We start from the raw sequence: 17,814 nt of genomic DNA on the forward strand, positions 1-17,814 counted from the left end.
CGGGTCATTTCTTTGTCTTGCCGGGCCGCTTCGGTGGCTTGCCGGTGAAATCGTCGGGGTTGTCGATCAAGCCTGCGGCCATCGGGTCGATCAGGATCTTGCCGCCTTCAAGGTCGATTTCCAGCACGGCGGCTTCGGAAAAGGGGATGAGCACGGGGCGTTTGCCCGGCCCCTTAAGCTCCAGCAGGTCGCCGGCGCCGAAATCATAGATGCCGCTGACCGTGCCATAGCCGGTGCCTTTGTCGTCCACCGCTTCCAGGCCTTCGAGATCGGCATAGAAGAACTCGTCGTCCTCCAGCTCGTCATCGGGCAGGTTGTCGCGCTCGATATAGAGTTCCAGCCCATTCAGCGCCTCGGCGGCATTGCGGTCATTGACGCCGCGAAAGCGGACGATCACCACGTTCTTGGCCTCGCGGATTTCCAGCACCTCGAAGCTGCGGCCGTCGAGGCTGTGCAGATGGCCGTAATCACCGAGCGCTGTGGGATCGGAGGTGAACGCGCGGGCGCGCACTTCGCCTCTCAGGCCCTGCGCGGCGCCGATGGTGGCCATCAATACCGGGTTTTCAAGTTTCGTCATGGTCCTGTGCCGACTGCAGAAGATCGATTGCGTTCTCTCATAAGGTGAACGCTCGCCGATGGAAACAAAAAACGGGCGGCATGTTGCCATGCCACCCGTTTCAAATCGTCGTTACGGCCGATTATTCAGCAGCAGCGGCGGCGTCAGCGGCCTTCTGTGCCTTTTCAGCGGCACGCTCCTGGGCGCGCTTGCCCGGCTTTGCCTTTTCCGGGTTGTTCTTGGCTTCGCGCGTTGCGATGCCGGCTTCGGCGAGGAAGCGCAGAACGCGGTCGGTCGGCTGGGCGCCGTGGTCGAGCCAATGCTTGATGCGCTCGGCCTTGAGTTCAACGCGCTTGGCGTCGTCCTTGGCGAGCATCGGGTTCCAGGAGCCGAGGGTCTCCAGGAAGCGGCCGTCGCGCGGCGAGCGGGCGTCGGCTACGACGACGTGGTAGTACGGACGCTTCTTGGAGCCACCGCGGGCGAGACGAATTTTCAGTGCCATGTTAATTCTCCTTAGGCTTTTCTTGACCGCTTCGTTTGGGCGGTATGGTCATTTGCCGTTGCTGAGATCAGCAGCGATCTGTTCATGATGCCGGATGACTTCCTTGATGACGAAGTTCAGGAACTTCTCGGCGAAATCCGGGTCCAGATTTGCGTCCTTTGCCAGGTGGCGCAGGCGTTCGATCTGGTATTCCTCGCGCGCCGGATCGGCCGGCGGCAGATTGTACTTGGCCTTCAGCACGCCGACTTCTTTCGTGCAGCGGAAGCGTTCGGCCAGCATGTGCACCAGTGCTGCATCGATATTGTCGATCGACTGGCGGTAGTTGCCCAATTGGGCTTTGACGTCTGGATCAATCATGGGGCTCTGCGATCCTTCTCACTTCTTCTTCGGCAAACCGGGCAGTCCTGGGAAACCACCGCCAAGGCCGGGGAGCTTGGCGCCGCCGAGACCGGGCAAGCCACCGCCGCCAAGACCCGGCAATCCACCCGGCATGCCGCCGCCCGGCTTGAGGCCGGCTGCTTCGGCCTGCTTCTGTAGGGCTTCGAGCTGCTTGGGATCAATGTTCGACAGATCGGGCATGCCGCCCATTCCACCCATGCCGCCGCCGAGGCCCATCTTGCCGGCAAGGCCGCCCATGAGCTGCTTCATCATGCCGCCTTTGCCCTTGCCGCCCATCATCTTCATCATGTCCGCCATCTGGCGGTGCATCTTCAGAAGCTTGTTGATGTCGGCGGCATCGGTGCCGGAGCCGCTAGCGATGCGCTTCTTGCGGGAATGCTTCAAGAGATCGGGATTGGCGCGCTCCGCCTTGGTCATCGAGGAGATGATGGCGAGCTGGCGACCGAAAAGCTTATCGTTGAGGCCTGCGGCGGCCATCTTGTCCTTCATGCCGGCCATGCCGGGCATCAGGCCCATGATGCCGCCCATGCCGCCCATCTTCTGCATCTGCTTGAGCTGGTCGGCGAGATCGTTCAGGTCGAACTTGCCCTTGGCCATCTTGGCGGCCATGGCGGCCGCCTTCTCGGCGTCGATATTCTCCGCCGCTTTTTCGACCAGCGAGACGATGTCGCCCATGCCGAGAATACGGTCAGCGATACGGCGCGGATGGAATTCCTCCAGCTCGCCCATCTTTTCGCCGACGCCGATCAGCTTGATCGGCTTGCCGGTGACGGCGCGCATTGAAAGGGCGGCACCGCCGCGGCCGTCGCCGTCCATGCGGGTCAGCACGAGGCCAGTGATGCCGACGCGCTCATCGAAATTGCGGGCGAGGTTGACGGCGTCCTGACCGGTCAAGCTATCGGCGACCAGCAGGATTTCGTGCGGGTTGGATTTCTTCTTGATGTCCGCCATCTCGACCATGAGCGGCTCGTCGATATGCGTACGGCCGGCGGTATCGAGGATGACGATGTCATGGCCGCCGAGCCTTGCTGCCTGTACGGCGCGGGCGGCGATATCGGTCGGTGACTGGCCGGCGATGATCGGCAGGGTGTCGACGCCGGTCTGCACGCCAAGCTGGCGCAACTGCTCCTGCGCGGCCGGACGGCGCGTGTCGAGCGAGGCCATCAGGACCTTCTTGCGGTCGCGGCTCGTCATGCGGCTGGCGATCTTGGCGGTCGTAGTGGTCTTACCGGAGCCCTGCAGACCGACCATCATGACGACGACCGGGGCCGGCGCGTTGAGGTCGATGCCGACGCCTTCGCCGCCAAGCATTTCGATCAGTTCGTCATGGACGATCTTGACGACCATCTGGCCGGGCTTGATCGACTTCAGGATCTCGGCGCCTACGGCCTTTTCACGGACGCGATCGGTAAAGGAGCGTACGACATCCAGCGCCACGTCGGCTTCCAAAAGCGCGCGGCGAACCTCGCGAAGTGCTGCGGAAACATCGGCTTCCGAAAGCGCGCCGCGGCCTGTCAGTCCATTCAGAATGGAACCAAGACGGTCCTGGAGGTTTTCAAACATCAGTTCTTCCTTATCGATCGCTTGGGATTTGGACTTGCGCAACTTGCGCGGTTCCTCACCCGAAAACGTCGTGCTTTTCCATGACGAAAACAAGACGCAAAGCCAAAAAGCACCCGAGGGCGCATCGCGCTGTCGGGTGTTGACCTCCGGGATCTCTTTATACCTTAACGGGTCCCGGTCGGTGGCTCGGAGGCTTGTGCTCGTCGCAGATGGCGGGGATAAACAGGAAACGGGTGGGAAAGTCAAGCCGAGAGGGCGGAAAGGCTTTCAAAAGCCTGATGTTTGACCCACATCTGGGCAAACAGAAAAATCCAACGGCGCATTCATGACAGACAAATCCGGCTCCCGGAAGGCATCGAACCCCTATTATCAAGGCCCAATCTCCGATCATTTCGACGGGCTACGCTTCTTCAATCCGGACGGCGTGGAGCCGGGCAGTTTCGGTGACCTGTTGAAATGGAAACTCGGCGGCGGTCGCGCGCGCTGGCCTCGTCCGGTCGTCAGCCTGTTCCCGCCGGCGAGGCCCGACAAACGTGTCTTCGGCGACTCATTGCGGGTGACCATGATCGGACACGCCTCGATTCTGATCCAGGCGGCCGGTCTCAATATATTGACCGATCCGGTGTGGTCTGAGCGCGTGAGCCCTTTCACCTTCATCGGACCCAAGCGAGCGGTTCCGCCCGGCATCCGGTTCGAAGACCTGCCGCCGATCGATCTCGTGCTGGTCTCGCACAATCATTATGACCATCTCGATCTCGCAACGCTGAAGCGGCTGCACGAGGCACATGGGCCGAAAATCCTGACGCCGCTCGGCAATGATGCCATTATCCGCCGTGGGGCGCCAGATGCTCGGATTACGGCGATGGATTGGGGCGATCGCATCGCCATCACCAACGGGGTGACCGTCGACGCCGAGCCCTGCCATCACTGGTCGGCACGCGGCGCCGGCGACCGCCGCATGGCGCTCTGGGCCGCCTTCGTCATCACGACCCCTGCTGGGAAGATCTACCATATCGGCGACACCGGCTTTCATCGCGGCGTCAACTATGAGGCGGCGCGGCAAAAACATGGCGGCTTCCGCCTCGCCATCCTGCCTTTCGGCGCCTACGAGCCGCGCTGGTTCATGAAAGGTCAGCATCAGAACCCGGCGGAAGCAGTGCAAGGCATGAAGCTCTGCAACGCTGCCCACGTCGCCGGCCACCATTTCGCGACCTTCCAGCTCACGGACGAAGCGATCGATGCGCCGGTGAAGGCGTTGGATGCGGCGCTCCGGGAGTACGGCGTGGAGGCGGATCGGTTCAGGCCGCTGAGGGCGGGGGAAGTATTTGATGTGCCCCCGATATTTTGAGGAATAGCTTGCCCACTGGTAATTCCCCCGCATTTCCGCCATATACAGCTCGAAAACACGGACGGACCTACCACCATGAGCAATACGGTCGAATTCGCGCGGATGAACGGGCTTGGCAACAAGATCCTGGTTGTCGACATGCGCGGCCGGAAAGATGTGGTGACGGCGGCGGCGGCGATTGCGCTGAATGCCGATCCGGCCACTGAGTTCGATCAGATCATGGCGATCCACGATCCGAAGGCTCAAGGCACCGACGCCTGGATCGATATTCTGAATTCCGACGGCACCAAGGCGCAGGCTTGCGGCAACGGCACGCGCTGCGTCGTGCAGGCGCTGGCCGCCGAGACGGGCAAGAAGATGTTCACCTTCCAGACCGTCGCCGGCATCCTGAATGCCGTCGAGCATGAGGACGGCACGATTTCGGTCGACATGGGCAAGCCGGTCTTTGCGTGGGACAAGATTCCGCTCGCGGAAGAATTTGCCGATACGCGCCGCATCGAGCTGCAGATCGGGCCGATCGACAATCCTGTCCTGCATTCGCCCTCCGCCATGTCGATGGGCAATCCGCATGCGATCTTCTGGGTGGACAAGGACCCGATGTCCTTCGATCTCGCCCGTTTCGGGCCGCTGCTCGAAAACCATCCGATGTTTCCCGAGCGCGCCAATATCACGCTGGCACAGGTGCTTTCGCCGACCACGCTGCGCACGCGCACCTGGGAACGCGGCGCGGGCCTGACGCTTGCCTGCGGCTCGGCTGCCTGTTCGGCCGCCGTCAGCGCGGCGCGCACGGGCAGAACAGGCCGCAAGGTGACGATCGATGTCGCCTCTGCCCCGGCGCCGAGCCAACTCACCATAGAATGGCGGGAAAGCGACGATCACGTCGTCATGACCGGCCCTGCGGAATGGGAATGGTCTGGCTCCGTCGATCCTACGACGGGGAGCTGGCGGCGCGATCCGGAGCAGGGGGCTCAGGCGCGGTGAGCGGGGTCGAGGTCATCACCTTCGGCTGCCGTCTCAACACCTATGAATCCGAAGTGATGAGGTCGCAAGCAGAAGCCGCCGGGCTCAACAATGCCATCCTGGTCAATACCTGCGCCGTTACCGGCGAGGCCGTGCGCCAGGCGCGCCAGGCGATCCGCCGGGCCCGGCGCGACAATCCGCATGCCCGCATCATCGTCACCGGCTGCGCCGCGCAGACGGAAAAGCAGACGTTTGCCGAGATGGCCGAAGTGGACGCCGTTCTTGGCAATGAGGAAAAGCTGACGAGCGCTTCCTATCGCGCGCTGCCGGATTTCGGCGTTTCGGCCGAAGAGAAGCTGCGCGTCAACGACATCATGAGCGTGCGGGCGACCGCGCCGCAGATGATCAGGCATATCGACGGGCATGTGCGCGCCTTCATCCAGGTGCAGAACGGCTGCGACCATCGCTGCACCTTCTGCATCATCCCCTATGGGCGCGGCAATTCCCGATCCGTGCCGATGGGCGCGGTGGTGAGCCAGGCGCGCAGTCTGGTCGAAAGCGGTTACCGCGAAATTGTCCTGACCGGCGTCGATGCCACCAGCTACGGCGCCGACCTGCCAGGCCAGCCGACGCTTGGCCTTCTGGCGAAGACGCTGCTAAAGCAGATCCCCGAGATCCGCCGCCTGCGGCTGTCCTCGATCGACAGCATTGAGGCCGACCAGCATCTGATGGACCTGATCGCCGACGAGCCGCGTTTCATGCCGCATCTGCATCTGTCGCTGCAGCATGGCGACGACATGATCCTGAAGCGGATGAAGCGGCGGCACTCACGCGCCGATGCTATCAGTTTTATCGAGGATGCCCGTCGCCTCCGGCCGGAGATGAGCTTTGGCGCCGATATGATCGCCGGTTTTCCGACCGAAACGGAAGCGATGTTCGAAAATGCCATCAGCCTGGCGGAAGAAGTGGGCATTGCGCATCTGCATGTCTTTCCCTACAGCCCGCGTCCCGGCACGCCCGCCGCGCGGATGCCTCAGCTCGACCGCGCACTGATCAAGGAACGCGCTGCACGGCTGCGCTTGGCTGGACAAAAACTGCATCAGTCCCATCTCGACTCCATGGTCGGCACGCGGCAATGGCTGCTCGTGGAGAATAACGGGCTGGCGCATACGGAAAACTTCACGCTTGTCGCAGCCCCAAGCCTCAGGCCGCGCGACCTTGTGCAGGTGGCAATCACCGGCCACAATGGCAAGCATCTCGACATGCAACTTGCGGCCGCCAACGCGGCCTGATCCTACTCGCTCACGGAATTTTCATGGCGCTCAATTTCATCAAAAAAGTCTTCACCTTCGGCCGCGAAAAGCCGGCGGAAGAGCAGGCGCCGGAAGAGGTTTTGCCGAAGGTTGAAACGACCGTTCCGGAGCCTGAAGTACTGCCTGCTGCGGACGTTTCACCGGCTTCGGAGTTTGCCGAACCTGCGCTACCCCCCTCTGTCCCTACGAGTCATCTCCCCCTCAAGGGGGAAGATTGGTTGGAGGACGCCGCGCCGCAGGAGCAAAAAGAGCGGACTGACCGTCAAGCAGACGTTAGCGCTGAGCTGAATGCGCAGGTGATCGAAGCCGAGGAAGCTTCGTCGGCAGAGTATCCTGTCGCGACCGAAGCCAGTGATGTACTGGATGAGACCGCCTCCGAAACAATCTCCCCCCTTGCGGGGGAGATGTCCGACAGGACAGAGGGGGGTGAGGAAGCCCCGGCAAACGCGGAACCTTCCTCGGAAAGCGCCGAAACTCTCGCCTCTCCTATCCTTCCCAAGGGCTTCACCAGCGCCGCCGACGTCCCCGCACCAGCCCCCGAAGCTCCAAAGCAAAAGTTGTCCTGGTTCCAGCGCCTGCGCGCCGGTCTTGCGCGCACCTCGTCGCAGCTCACCGGCCAGATCACGGCGCTTTTCACCAAGCGCAAGCTCGACGACCAGACCCTGCAGGATCTGGAAGACCTCTTGATCCAGGCCGATCTTGGCGTCGAGACCGCGATGCGTGTCACCGATACGCTGGCCTCGGAACGCTACGGCAAGGATGTGACCGGCGAGGATGTCAGCCGGATCATGGCGCAGGAAATCGCCAAGGTGCTGAAGCCGGTCGCCAAGCCGTTGCAGCTCGATCTCAGCCACAAGCCGCATGTCATTCTCATCGTCGGCGTCAATGGCACCGGCAAGACGACGACGATCGGCAAGCTGGCGTCGAAATTGTCCGGTGCCGGGCTGAAGGTCATGGTGGCTGCCGGCGACACGTTCCGTGCCGCGGCGATCGAGCAGTTGAAGATCTGGGCCGACCGCACCAAGTCGGAATTCATCGGCACCAAGCTTGGCGCCGATGCCGCCGGCCTTGCCTATGATGCCTTCCAGCAGGCCAAGGCCAGCAAGAGCGATGTGCTCATCATCGACACCGCCGGCCGGCTGCAGAACAAGGCGGAGCTGATGGCGGAGCTGGAAAAGATCGTCCGCGTGCTCGGCAAGCTCGATCCGGACGCGCCCCATACCGTGCTGCAGACCCTGGATGCGACCACCGGCCAGAATGCGTTGAACCAGGTAGAAATCTTCCGCAATATCGCAGGGGTCAACGGGCTGATCATGACCAAGCTTGACGGCACGGCGCGCGGTGGCATCCTCGTGGCCATCTCGGCCAAGCACAAGCTGCCGGTCTATTTCATCGGTGTCGGCGAGGGTGTAGACGATCTCGAGCCCTTCGAGGCCGAGGATTTTGCCCAGGCCATCGCCGGGATCAGTCAATGAACGACAAGACCAAATTCGATGATAGTGAAAGTGCCGCGATGACGACCAGCGACAGTGATCTCACCCCAAGTGCTGCCGACAAGCATCATCCGTTGTTGAAGCTGGTATTGGAGCTCGGGCCGCTGCTGATCTTCTTTTTCGGCAATCTGCGTGGCGAGTGGCTGGTGCAGCATTTTCCGCAGCTCGCAGCGCTCGGTGGTCCCCTCTTCGTCGCCACCGGCCTGTTCATGGCGGCAACGGTGATCTCGCTTGTCGTCTCGAAGGTCATGCTCGGCCATTTGCCGCTGATGCCCTTCGTCTCCGGCATCGTCGTTGTCACTTTCGGCGCGCTCGGCATCTATTTGCAGAACGAGACCTTCATCAAGATGAAGCCGACCATCATCAACGCGCTGTTTGGCGTGGTGCTGCTCGGCGGGCTCGCGTTCGGCAGATCGCTGCTCGGCTACGTGTTCAACGCCGCCTTCCAGTTGGATAGCGAGGGCTGGCGCAAGCTCACGATGCGCTGGGGCATCTTCTTCCTGTTTCTCGCCGTGCTCAATGAAATCGTCTGGCGCGGGTCGAACTGGTACTATCTGCCGGATGTTAAAGCCGCGGACAATCTTTGGGTCCTGTTCAAGGTCTGGGGTACGATGCCGATCACCATCCTCTTTACCCTGTCGCAAATGCCGTTGATCATGAAGCACACGGTCAATCCACCGGCGGAAACCGAATAATGACGGCGCTTGCAGACGCCAAAAATCGTTATCGGCAACAGAGCTTCTGGTTCATTGCCTGCGCGGTGGTTCTGCTCGTCCAGATCGTCGCGGAATATATGATGGGCCGCGTGCCGATTTGCACCTGCGGCTATGTCAAGCTTTTTGAGCCGGTCGTGAAATCCAGCGGCAATTCGCAGCATATCGCCGACTGGTATACGCCGTCGCACCTCATTCACGGCTTCCTGTTCTTCGGGCTGACGCATCTGATCATGCGCCGCAAGCCGCTGTCGATGCGCCTATTCGTCGCCATGCTGATCGAGTCCGGCTGGGAGCTGCTTGAGAATTCGCCGATCATCATCAATCGCTACCGCACGGCGACGATCTCGCTCGATTATTTCGGTGACAGCATCCTGAATTCGGCGATGGACGCGGTGTTCATGGTTGTTGGCTTCCTGTTCGCGTGGCGCGCGCCGGTCGCGCTGACCATCGTGATCGCCATCTTCTTCGAGCTGCTCACCGGCTGGCTGATCCGCGACAATCTCACGCTGAATATCATCATGCTGGTCTGGCCGGTCGAGGCGATCAAGACCTGGCAGGGCGGGCTTTGATCTTTTACCCTTGCCCCAGCGGGGAGAAGGGGCTTAGCGCAGCGCCTTTTCGATCGCCGGATAGAGCCCCTCTTTGAGGCTGGTGGCGGTAAACGGGCCGACCTGCTTGTAGAGGATCGTGCCGTCGGGGGCGACGAGGTAGGATTCGGGAATGCCGTAGACGCCCCAGTCGATGGCGGCCGAACCGTTCGGGTCGATGCCGATGGCGCTATAGGGATTGCCGAGTTCGCCGAGGAAACGCAGCGCGTTTTCACCCGTGTCCTTGTAGTTGATGGCGACGATATTCAGTCGTCCGTCCTTGGCAAGGTCCTTCAAGACAGGATGCTCTTCGCGGCAGGGGAGGCACCAGGATGCAAAGACGTTGACGAGCGTCAGCTTGCCCCGGATGGCATCGTCGGTCAGTGCGGGTAGATTGGAGCCTTCGAGCGGCGCCAGCGCCAGCGTCGGGGCTTTTGTGCCGATCAGGGCCGAGGGGATCGCGGAAATATCGGTGCCGTGGACTTCCTGGTCGTACATCACCTTGCCGACGGCAAAGGCGATGCAGGCAAAGACGATCAGCGGAATGAGAGCCAGCAGATAGCGGCCGCTGCTACCCGATTTCGCCTTGTTGCCTTCTTCGGTTTCCAGGCTCATTTCGTCTTGCCTTCCGGTGCGCGCTGCGACCGGCGACGGATGCCGGAGGCTTCGAGCGCGGCGATTTCCTTGCGGCGCAGGCGCCCGTCGAACCATGTCCAGGCGATGACGGCGATGATCATGGCGGCGGTAAAGCCATAGGAGCCGTAGACGTAGAAGGGATGTGTCATGCTATTCCTCCCGGGCGGCCATGCGGGCGGCGAGACGGCGTTGCGCGGCAATGCGGCGACGCCAGATCTCGTTGCGGATCGCCATCAGATGCAGCGTGAAGAACAGCAGCGTGAAGGCAAGCGCCATGGTGAAGAGCGGCCATAGGAATTCTGCATCGATGGTCGGGCCACCGAGGCGCATGACGCTTTCGGACTGATGCAGCGTGTTCCACCAGTCGACCGAGAATTTGATGATCGGAATGTTGATGAAGCCGACGAGGATCAGCACGGCGCTGACGCGCGCTGCCTTCGACGGATCGTCCATAGCGCGGTTCAGCGCGATCAGCCCGAGATACATCAGGAAGAGGATGAAAACCGAAGTGAGGCGGGCATCCCAGACCCAATAGGTGCCCCACATCGGCTTGCCCCAGAGCGAGCCGGTGACGAGGGCAACAAGGGTAAAGGCGGCGCCGAGCGGCGCGGCGGCCTTGGCAGCGACGTCCGCAAGCGGATGGCGCCAGACCAGCGTGCCGATCGCCGACATGCTCATGATCGTATAGCACATCATCGACAGCCAGGCGGCCGGCACGTGGATATACATGATGCGGACGGTATCACCCTGCTGGTAATCGCCTTCGGTCGAGAAGGAGAGATAAAGGCCGATTGCGAAGAGTATGGCTGATATGGCCGCCAGCCACGGAATAAGACGCGCCGAAAACGCCAGGAACCGGGTCGGGTTGGCGAGGTCGGAAAATCGGCTGATCGCGGGGCTCATATCGCTCATTTCGCCTGTTTAAACCGATATCGTTTATACGGCAATCGATCGCATTGTCTCGGGCCGATCAATCCGTCGTGTGGCGTAGGGCGAGGGCAGCCGCTGTCGGGCCGAGCACGGCGAAGAATAAGGTCAGTGCCATCAGGATCAGAAAGGGCGGCAGGAAGGGCTGAGGACCTTCGACCGCGGCATAGGTGGCGCTGACGCCGAAGATCAGCACGGGAATGGTCAGCGGCAGCACCAGGATCGACACCAGCAGCCCACCACGCGGCAAGGCGACGGCGACGGCAGCGCCGACCGCGCCGATAAAAGTGATGGCCGGCGAGCCGACGAGCAGGGTCAGGGCCGTCGCGCCGATCGCCATCTCGTTCATATTCATGAAGAGGCCGAGCAACGGCGAGGCGATGACCAGCGGCAGGCCGGTCGCCGTCCAGTGTGCGGCGCATTTGGTGAGAACGGTCAGCACTAGCGGCGTTTCCTGCATGACCAGCAGATCGAGCGAACCGTCATCGCGTTCGGCCTGGAACAGGCGATCAAGGCCGAGCAGGGCCGACAGCAGCGCGCCGATCCAGACGATCGCCGGGCCGATGCGCGACAGCAGCTTGAGGTCGGGGCCGACGCCGAAGGGAATGACGGCGACAACGGTCAAAAAGAAGAGAATGCCGATGAGGGCGCCACCGCCGGCGCGGACCGAGAGTCTTAAGTCACGGAGGAAGAGGGCGGTCATACGGCGATTCCCTTGATTTCATTGTCAGTGGAGACGCCAGTTTTGCCCCTCACCCTAGCCCTCTCCCCGCAGGCGGGGAGAGGGGACGACGCAGCCTGCCGAACCCCTTCGTCCCGTAAAACGGGGAGAAGGTGGACTTGAGCGGTTACGCGTCGCGAAACCGCAAAGGGACGGATGAGGGGCCATGAGGGACGTAAAATCATCCCCACACCCCTTCGCTCACCCCGGCAAACCCCGTCATCCGCATTTCCTGTGTATTCGCGAGCCCCAGCGGCTGATGGGTCGCCGCCAATACGATCCCTCCCGCCTTCTGATGCGATGAGATGAGTTCCGCAAGCAGCCGGTCCGCCGCGGCATCCAGCGCGGCTGTCGGTTCGTCGAGGATCCAGATCGGGCGATAGGCGACGAGGAGTTTGGCGAAAGCGATTCGCCGCTGCTGGCCGGCCGAGAGATAGCCGAAGGGCAGGTGGGTAATGCCGGCAAGGCCGACGGCATCCGCGGCTTCATCGATATCCAAACCAGAGCCGCCGGCCATGTCCCCGAGGAAGGTTTTCCAGAAGGCGAGATTTTCGGCCACGGTGAGCTCGGATTTCATCGCATTGCGGTGGCCGAGATAGTGGCTGGCCTCGCCCGCCGGCCGGTCCGATTCGCCCTTGGAATCGGTGAAGGTGACGCGGCCTTTTTCCTGTTTGAGGAGGCCTGCGACGACCCGCAGAAGCGTTGATTTTCCCGAGCCGTTGCGGCCGGTCAGAATCAGGGCCTCGCCATTACTCAAGCTAAAGGAAACATTCGCGAAAATCAGGTCTTCGCCCCGCCTTGCGGCCAGGTTTTCAGCGCTTAGATGCATCCGCTCAGGCTTTCCCCGTTTTCGTTGCCGCAGTGCGCAAAAAATTGTCCAAATTTGCGCTCCGCCACTCTGGCAAGTCTTTACGAAATTATCTATAAGACCCGCAACCACGCCAGCGGTCGGCGTGAATTTCATCCTTGCGCCGAACATAAGGTTTTCTGCCTTACGTGCGGACAGCGGAAATGGCCGTACCCGCATCCTGATGTGCATAAAGTGCATAGGCGTTCGCACGACTGTGTTGGCTATCAGAAACGGGGTATCTCGTGTCTAAATCTCTTGACAGTTTCAATTGTCGTTCCACGCTGACCGTGGACGGGAAAGACTATGTCTATTTCAGCCTGCCCAAGGCTGAGGCCAATGGTCTGCCCGGCGTTTCCAAGCTGCCTTACTCCATGAAGGTGCTGCTGGAAAACCTGCTGCGTTTTGAAGACGGACAGTCGGTCACCAAGGATCATATCGTTGCGGTCGCCGAATGGCTGACCAACAAGGGTACCGTCGAGAACGAAATCGCCTATCGCCCGGCGCGCGTGCTGATGCAGGACTTCACCGGCGTTCCGGCCGTGGTCGATCTTGCGGCCATGCGCGACGCGATGGTCTCCCTCGGCGGCGATCCGGAAAAGATCAACCCGCTCGTCCCCGTCGACCTCGTCATCGACCACTCTGTTATCGTCGACGAATTCGGCACGCCCCAGGCTTTCGCCAAGAACGTCGAGCTGGAATACCAGCGCAATGGCGAGCGCTACCGCTTCCTGAAGTGGGGCCAGCAGGCATTCAAGAACTTCCGCGTCGTTCCTCCCGGCACCGGCATCTGTCACCAGGTCAACCTCGAATATCTCGGCCAGACCGTCTGGACCAAGGAAGAAGACGGCGAAACGATCGCCTATCCCGACACCTGCGTCGGCACCGATTCGCACACGACCATGATCAACGGTCTTGGCGTTCTCGGCTGGGGTGTTGGCGGTATCGAAGCTGAAGCCGCCATGCTCGGCCAGCCCGTGTCCATGCTGCTGCCGGAAGTCATCGGCTTCAAGCTGACCGGCAAGCTCAAGGAAGGCGTCACCGCGACCGACCTCGTTCTGACCGTCGTGCAGATGCTGCGCAAGAAGGGCGTCGTTTCCAAGTTCGTCGAATTCTTCGGCCCCGGCCTCGACAACATGCCGCTCGCCGACCGCGCCACCATCGGCAACATGGGTCCGGAATACGGCGCGACCTGCGGCTTCTTCCCGGTCGACAAGGAAACGTTGAACTATCTCAACATGTCCGGCCGCGCGAAGGATCGTATCGCACTGGTCGAAGCCTATTCCAAGGCTCAGGGCATGTGGCGCGACAATGACGGTTCCGACCTCGTCTTCACCGACACGCTGGAACTCGACCTCAACGACGTCGTCCCGTCGATGGCCGGCCCGAAGCGCCCGGAAGGCCGTATCGCGCTGGAAAACATCGCTTCCGGTTTCGCCACTTCGATGGACACCGAATACAAGAAGCCGAGCCAGCTTTCGAACCGCTATGCGGTCGAAGGCACGGATTTCGATCTTGGCCATGGTGACGTTGCGATCGCCGCTATCACCTCCTGCACCAACACCTCCAACCCGTCGGTGCTGATCGCTGCCGGCCTTCTTGCCCGCAACGCGGTTGCCAAGGGCCTGAAGACCAAGCCGTGGGTCAAGACCTCACTGGCACCGGGATCCCAGGTCGTCGGCGAATACCTCGCCAAGTCTGGCCTGCAGGCCGATCTCGACAAGCTCGGCTTCAACCTGGTCGGCTTCGGCTGCACCACCTGCATCGGCAATTCCGGCCCGCTGCCGGCGCCGATCTCGAAGACGATCAACGACAAGGGCCTGATTGTTTCCGGCGTTCTCTCCGGTAACCGCAACTTCGAAGGCCGTATCTCGCCTGACGTCCAGGCGAACTACCTGGCGTCCCCGCCGCTCGTCGTCGCCTACGCGCTCGCCGGCACGGTGCAGCTCGACCTGACGAAGGAGCCGATCGGCGAAGACCAGAACGGCAAGCCGGTCTATCTGAAGGACATCTGGCCGACCTCGCAGGAAGTCCAGGAATTCATCCTGAAATACGTCACCCGCGAGCTGTACGAAACCAAGTATGCCGACGTCTTCAAGGGCGACGCCAACTGGCAGGCCGTGCAGGTTCCTCCGGGCCAGACCTATGCCTGGGACGACGACTCGACTTACGTGCAGAACCCGCCTTACTTCGTTGGCATGGGCAAGACCGGCGCTGGTGTTTCCGACATCAAGGGCGCTCGCGTTCTCGGCCTCTTCGGCGACAAGATCACCACCGACCACATTTCCCCGGCCGGTTCGATCAAGGCTGCCTCGCCGGCCGGTTCCTACCTCATTGGCCATGGCGTCGGCGTTGCCGACTTCAACCAATACGGTACGCGCCGCGGCAACCATGAAGTCATGATGCGCGGCACCTTCGCCAACATCCGCATCCGCAACCACATGCTCGGCCCGAACGGCAAGGAAGGTGGCTACACCATCCACTATCCGTCCAAGGAAGAGACCTCGATCTACGATGCGGCCATGCAGTACAAGGCCGAGGGCGTTCCGCTCGTCATCTTTGCCGGCGTCGAATACGGCAACGGCTCGTCGCGCGACTGGGCTGCCAAGGGCACGAACCTGCTCGGCGTGCGCGCCGTGATCGCCCAGTCCTTCGAGCGCATCCATCGCTCGAACCTGGTCGGCATGGGCGTCATCCCCTTCGTCTTCGAGGACGGCACCACCTGGGCCAGCCTCGGCCTGAGGGGCGATGAGACCGTGACCATCGAAGGTCTGGAGCACATCAAGCCGCGCGAGCGCAAGATCGCCAAGATCACCTATGGCGACGGCACGGTGAAGGACATTCCGATCATCTGCCGCATCGATACGCTGGATGAAGTGACCTACGTCAACAATGGCGGCATCCTGCAGACCGTTCTGCGCGATCTCGCCGCCTAATTGACGTTTAGACCACCTATACACGCCGCCGGAGCATCTCTCCGGCGGCGTCTTGTTTTTCACGCTGATGTGTACGACGCTAATGGCTCCGGGCCTTCGTCTCACCCCTTCGTGACTTTGCGTCATCGTGGTTAGCTATTATCTCTTGTTTCAGATTTATCAGGCTTGATGAGGCCTTACGGATACCTTGAAATTGCGCGAAGCGTTTTCGGGGTCTGCGCCAGCACATGGCTTTCAAGGTCTGAGAAAGAGGTACAACGGCATGCGCTTACGGTTTTTGGTTCCACTTCTAGCAGGCATCGCGCTCGCAAGTTCGCTGCATGCGCAGGAGCTTGCCAAAATCAAAGGCGTCGTCGAACTCTTCACGTCTCAGGGCTGCGCCTCCTGTCCGCCGGCCGATGCTGCATTTGAGAAGCTGATCCGCCAGGGCGACGTCGTCGCGCTCGCCTATCACGTCGACTACTGGAATTATCTCGGCTGGAACGACACGATGGCCTCCAAGGACAATACGGCCCGGCAATATGCCTATGCCCGTACGCTCGGCCGCAGTGGGGTTTATACGCCGCAGGCGATCATCAATGGCCGTGATCACCTAAACGGTGCGGATCTAAACGCCATCAACTTCAAGCTCGACGATTTCCAGCGCCAGGGCAAGGGTCTGACGGTTCCCGTCAGTGCCGCCATGAAGGGTGACGAACTGGAGATCAAGATCGGCGCAGGCCAGGGCCGGGCAAATGTGGTCGTCGCCTATTTCGATAGGGAACAGCAGGTTTCGCCGAAGGCCGGCGAGAACAACGGCCAGCAGATCACTTATCTGCACGCGGTTTCGGACATTGAAACAGTCGGCATGTGGGACGGCAAGGCCTTGAATGTCGTGTTGCCCGCCAATGTGTTGGATAAGGCCGGTCGGCGCGGCCTGGCGGTTCTGTTGCAGTCGTCGACGCCATCGGGCGACCCGGCAGCGATCATCGGCGCGACCGTCCTGACGGCCGGGACCGATGGCTGATCTGCATTTTTCCGACGTCAGTCGGAAGGCTCCATTTCGGCTTCGCCAAAAAGAGGGGAGTGCCCGGCGAGGGCGCATTCGGGGCTGGGGTTCGGTCGATACGCCCCGGCCGGGCCGTTTGGCGCGGCGGCGCCAAACCGATCCCTATAGTTCCGGTAAATGGGGCTTCGTTTTGACTGAAATGCGGCGCAGCCAAGATGCTTTGCTCGAAGCGCAAGAAATTGTGAGTGCCTCTTGGTCTTGCAATTTGCCGTGGCTGAGGCAAACTGTCATCTTCTTGTCATGACACAACCCCTGGGGGATTGATGACTGATCAGCCGGAATTGCGACACGGCGAAAGCCGTTCCGTCGACACCACTTCTTCCGTCGTCGTTGATCTCAGAGAATATAAACAAAGCAAGGACTCGCTGCCGGTGACCTTTCACCGCAGGGAGCTGGACGCAATTCTGTGGATCTACGGCCGCATGGTCGGCGAGGGCGAATGGCGTGACTACGCCCTCGACCATCTCAGGGAAAAGGCGGTTTTCTCGGTCTTCAAGCGCTCCGGCGAGCTGCCGCTCTTCCGCATCGAGAAAAACCCGAAGCTCGCCGCCAAACAGGGCGCGTTTTCCGTAATCAGTACCAATGGCATGATCCTGAAGCGCGGCCACGACCTGACGCAGGTGCTGAAGGTTTTTGATAAGCAGCTCAAGCTGGTGGAGAAGTGATCTTCGCCTGCTGCGCTATTCGCTGAATAGCGTTCCCGGATAGACTGATGGATCGGGGTCAGTTTCCATACCTTCGCCCAGCGGCTTCTGCATCAGCATCGTGTCCAGCCAGCGGCCGTGCTTGTAGCCGGTACCCTTCAACAGGCCCGCCTCCATAAAACCTGCGGCGCGGTGAAGGGCGACGGAGGCCGGGTGGGCGCCGCCGATGACGGCGATCATCTGGCGGAAGCCGAGGCTCTGGCAGGTTTCCACCAGATTTGCCAGCAGCGCCTTGCCGACGCCGCGGCCACGGGCTTCGGGCGCGAGATAGATTGAATCTTCCACCATCCATCGATAGGCCGGCCGCGTGCGGAACGCGGAGGCGTAGGCATAGCCGAGGAAGGCTCCGCCTTCGCCTTCGGCGGCGATATACGGGTAGCCCTTGTCACGAATCGCCTGGAAGCGGCCTGCCATCTCCTCTTTGCCCGGCGGAACGATCTCATAGCTTGCGGTGCCGTTCAAAACGGAGTCGCGATAGATGGCGGTTATAAAGGGAAGGTCGGCTGATGTGGCGTTGCGAAGGCGGAAGGACATCTGGGTTTTATTGCCTGATCTGCG

Annotated in this window: 19 protein-coding genes; 9 read left to right on the forward strand and 10 right to left on the reverse strand. The window is 61.3% G+C overall.

What is annotated here, in order from left to right; all coding sequences use genetic code 11:
* Positions 1–4: 4 nt before the first annotated feature.
* The 4 genes from rimM to ffh all read right to left on the reverse strand — a co-directional run bounded on the left by rimM (position 5) and on the right by ffh (position 3,020).
* A complete protein-coding gene (gene rimM, locus ACXHXG_RS18430) occupies positions 5–577 on the reverse strand; it encodes a ribosome maturation factor RimM (protein ID WP_104825250.1) in 573 nt (190 codons plus the stop codon).
* Positions 578–698: 121 nt separating this feature from the next.
* Positions 699–1,058 (reverse strand): 30S ribosomal protein S16, encoded by a 360-nt coding sequence (gene rpsP, locus ACXHXG_RS18435; RefSeq protein ID WP_004107969.1) that lies wholly within the window; start codon positions 1,056–1,058, stop codon positions 699–701.
* A 48-nt stretch (positions 1,059–1,106) separates the two neighbouring features.
* Entirely contained in the window at positions 1,107–1,415 is a 309-nt protein-coding gene (locus ACXHXG_RS18440; protein WP_104824664.1) for a chorismate mutase, read from the reverse strand.
* An 18-nt stretch (positions 1,416–1,433) separates the two neighbouring features.
* Positions 1,434–3,020: a signal recognition particle protein gene (ffh, locus tag ACXHXG_RS18445; RefSeq protein ID WP_457900208.1), complete on the reverse strand. Its 1,587-nt coding sequence runs from the start codon at positions 3,018–3,020 to the stop codon at positions 1,434–1,436.
* A gap of 325 nt (positions 3,021–3,345) precedes the next feature.
* On the opposite strand from ffh, the gene ACXHXG_RS18450 reads away from it, so the two are divergent.
* From ACXHXG_RS18450 to ACXHXG_RS18475, 6 genes are all read left to right on the forward strand, one after another.
* Entirely contained in the window at positions 3,346–4,368 is a 1,023-nt protein-coding gene (locus ACXHXG_RS18450) for an MBL fold metallo-hydrolase (RefSeq protein WP_104824663.1), read from the forward strand.
* A gap of 75 nt (positions 4,369–4,443) precedes the next feature.
* A complete protein-coding gene (gene dapF / locus ACXHXG_RS18455; protein WP_283047854.1) occupies positions 4,444–5,349 on the forward strand; it encodes a diaminopimelate epimerase in 906 nt (301 codons plus the stop codon).
* On the forward strand, positions 5,346–6,620 hold the full coding sequence (gene mtaB / locus ACXHXG_RS18460) for a tRNA (N(6)-L-threonylcarbamoyladenosine(37)-C(2))-methylthiotransferase MtaB (protein ID WP_457900209.1): 1,275 nt from the start codon (positions 5,346–5,348) through the stop codon (positions 6,618–6,620). Before dapF ends, mtaB begins: the two co-directional genes overlap by 4 nt.
* Before the next feature lie 23 nt (positions 6,621–6,643).
* Positions 6,644–8,116, forward strand: coding sequence for a signal recognition particle-docking protein FtsY (gene ftsY, locus ACXHXG_RS18465; RefSeq protein ID WP_457900210.1), 1,473 nt, complete (start codon positions 6,644–6,646; stop codon positions 8,114–8,116).
* Positions 8,113–8,829 carry a septation protein A gene (locus ACXHXG_RS18470; protein WP_457900211.1) on the forward strand — a complete coding sequence of 239 codons (717 nt, stop codon included), beginning with the start codon at positions 8,113–8,115 and terminating at the stop codon, positions 8,827–8,829. Before ftsY ends, ACXHXG_RS18470 begins: the two co-directional genes overlap by 4 nt.
* Positions 8,829–9,419 (forward strand): DUF2585 domain-containing protein, encoded by a 591-nt coding sequence (locus ACXHXG_RS18475; RefSeq protein ID WP_457900212.1) that lies wholly within the window; start codon positions 8,829–8,831, stop codon positions 9,417–9,419. Before ACXHXG_RS18470 ends, ACXHXG_RS18475 begins: the two co-directional genes overlap by 1 nt.
* 33 nt (positions 9,420–9,452) lie before the next feature.
* Here ACXHXG_RS18475 and ACXHXG_RS18480 read toward each other — a convergent pair whose 3' ends face one another.
* From ACXHXG_RS18480 to ccmA, 5 genes are all read right to left on the reverse strand, one after another.
* On the reverse strand, positions 9,453–10,052 hold the full coding sequence (locus tag ACXHXG_RS18480; protein ID WP_457900213.1) for a DsbE family thiol:disulfide interchange protein: 600 nt from the start codon (positions 10,050–10,052) through the stop codon (positions 9,453–9,455).
* Positions 10,049–10,222 carry a heme exporter protein CcmD gene (ccmD, locus tag ACXHXG_RS18485; protein WP_104824656.1) on the reverse strand — a complete coding sequence of 58 codons (174 nt, stop codon included), beginning with the start codon at positions 10,220–10,222 and terminating at the stop codon, positions 10,049–10,051. The genes ACXHXG_RS18480 and ccmD overlap by 4 nt, the downstream gene beginning before the upstream one ends.
* 1 nt (position 10,223) lies before the next feature.
* Positions 10,224–10,985 carry a heme ABC transporter permease gene (locus ACXHXG_RS18490; protein WP_104824655.1) on the reverse strand — a complete coding sequence of 254 codons (762 nt, stop codon included), beginning with the start codon at positions 10,983–10,985 and terminating at the stop codon, positions 10,224–10,226.
* Between the two features lie 58 nt (positions 10,986–11,043).
* Positions 11,044–11,703 carry a heme exporter protein CcmB gene (ccmB, locus tag ACXHXG_RS18495; RefSeq protein WP_104824654.1) on the reverse strand — a complete coding sequence of 220 codons (660 nt, stop codon included), beginning with the start codon at positions 11,701–11,703 and terminating at the stop codon, positions 11,044–11,046.
* Positions 11,704–11,902: 199 nt separating this feature from the next.
* Positions 11,903–12,550 (reverse strand): heme ABC exporter ATP-binding protein CcmA, encoded by a 648-nt coding sequence (gene ccmA / locus ACXHXG_RS18500; protein ID WP_457900294.1) that lies wholly within the window; start codon positions 12,548–12,550, stop codon positions 11,903–11,905.
* 263 nt (positions 12,551–12,813) lie between these two features.
* Here ccmA and acnA point away from each other — a divergent pair, with 263 nt between their 5' ends.
* The 3 genes from acnA (at position 12,814) to ACXHXG_RS18515 (ending at position 17,217) form a co-directional block, all read left to right on the forward strand.
* The gene (acnA, locus tag ACXHXG_RS18505) at positions 12,814–15,504 is read left to right on the forward strand and encodes an aconitate hydratase AcnA (protein WP_260303191.1); all 2,691 of its coding nucleotides are present in this window, start codon (positions 12,814–12,816) and stop codon (positions 15,502–15,504) included.
* 262 nt (positions 15,505–15,766) lie between these two features.
* Entirely contained in the window at positions 15,767–16,510 is a 744-nt protein-coding gene (locus ACXHXG_RS18510) for a DUF1223 domain-containing protein (RefSeq protein WP_104824651.1), read from the forward strand.
* A gap of 305 nt (positions 16,511–16,815) precedes the next feature.
* Complete coding sequence (locus ACXHXG_RS18515) at positions 16,816–17,217, forward strand: DUF2794 domain-containing protein (protein WP_457900214.1); 402 nt, start codon at positions 16,816–16,818, stop codon at positions 17,215–17,217.
* A gap of 15 nt (positions 17,218–17,232) precedes the next feature.
* Here ACXHXG_RS18515 and ACXHXG_RS18520 read toward each other — a convergent pair whose 3' ends face one another.
* On the reverse strand, positions 17,233–17,790 hold the full coding sequence (locus ACXHXG_RS18520; RefSeq protein ID WP_457900215.1) for a GNAT family N-acetyltransferase: 558 nt from the start codon (positions 17,788–17,790) through the stop codon (positions 17,233–17,235).
* Positions 17,791–17,814 lie beyond the last annotated feature (24 nt).

The sequence above is a fragment of the Rhizobium sp. LEGMi-198b genome (assembly GCF_054114205.1).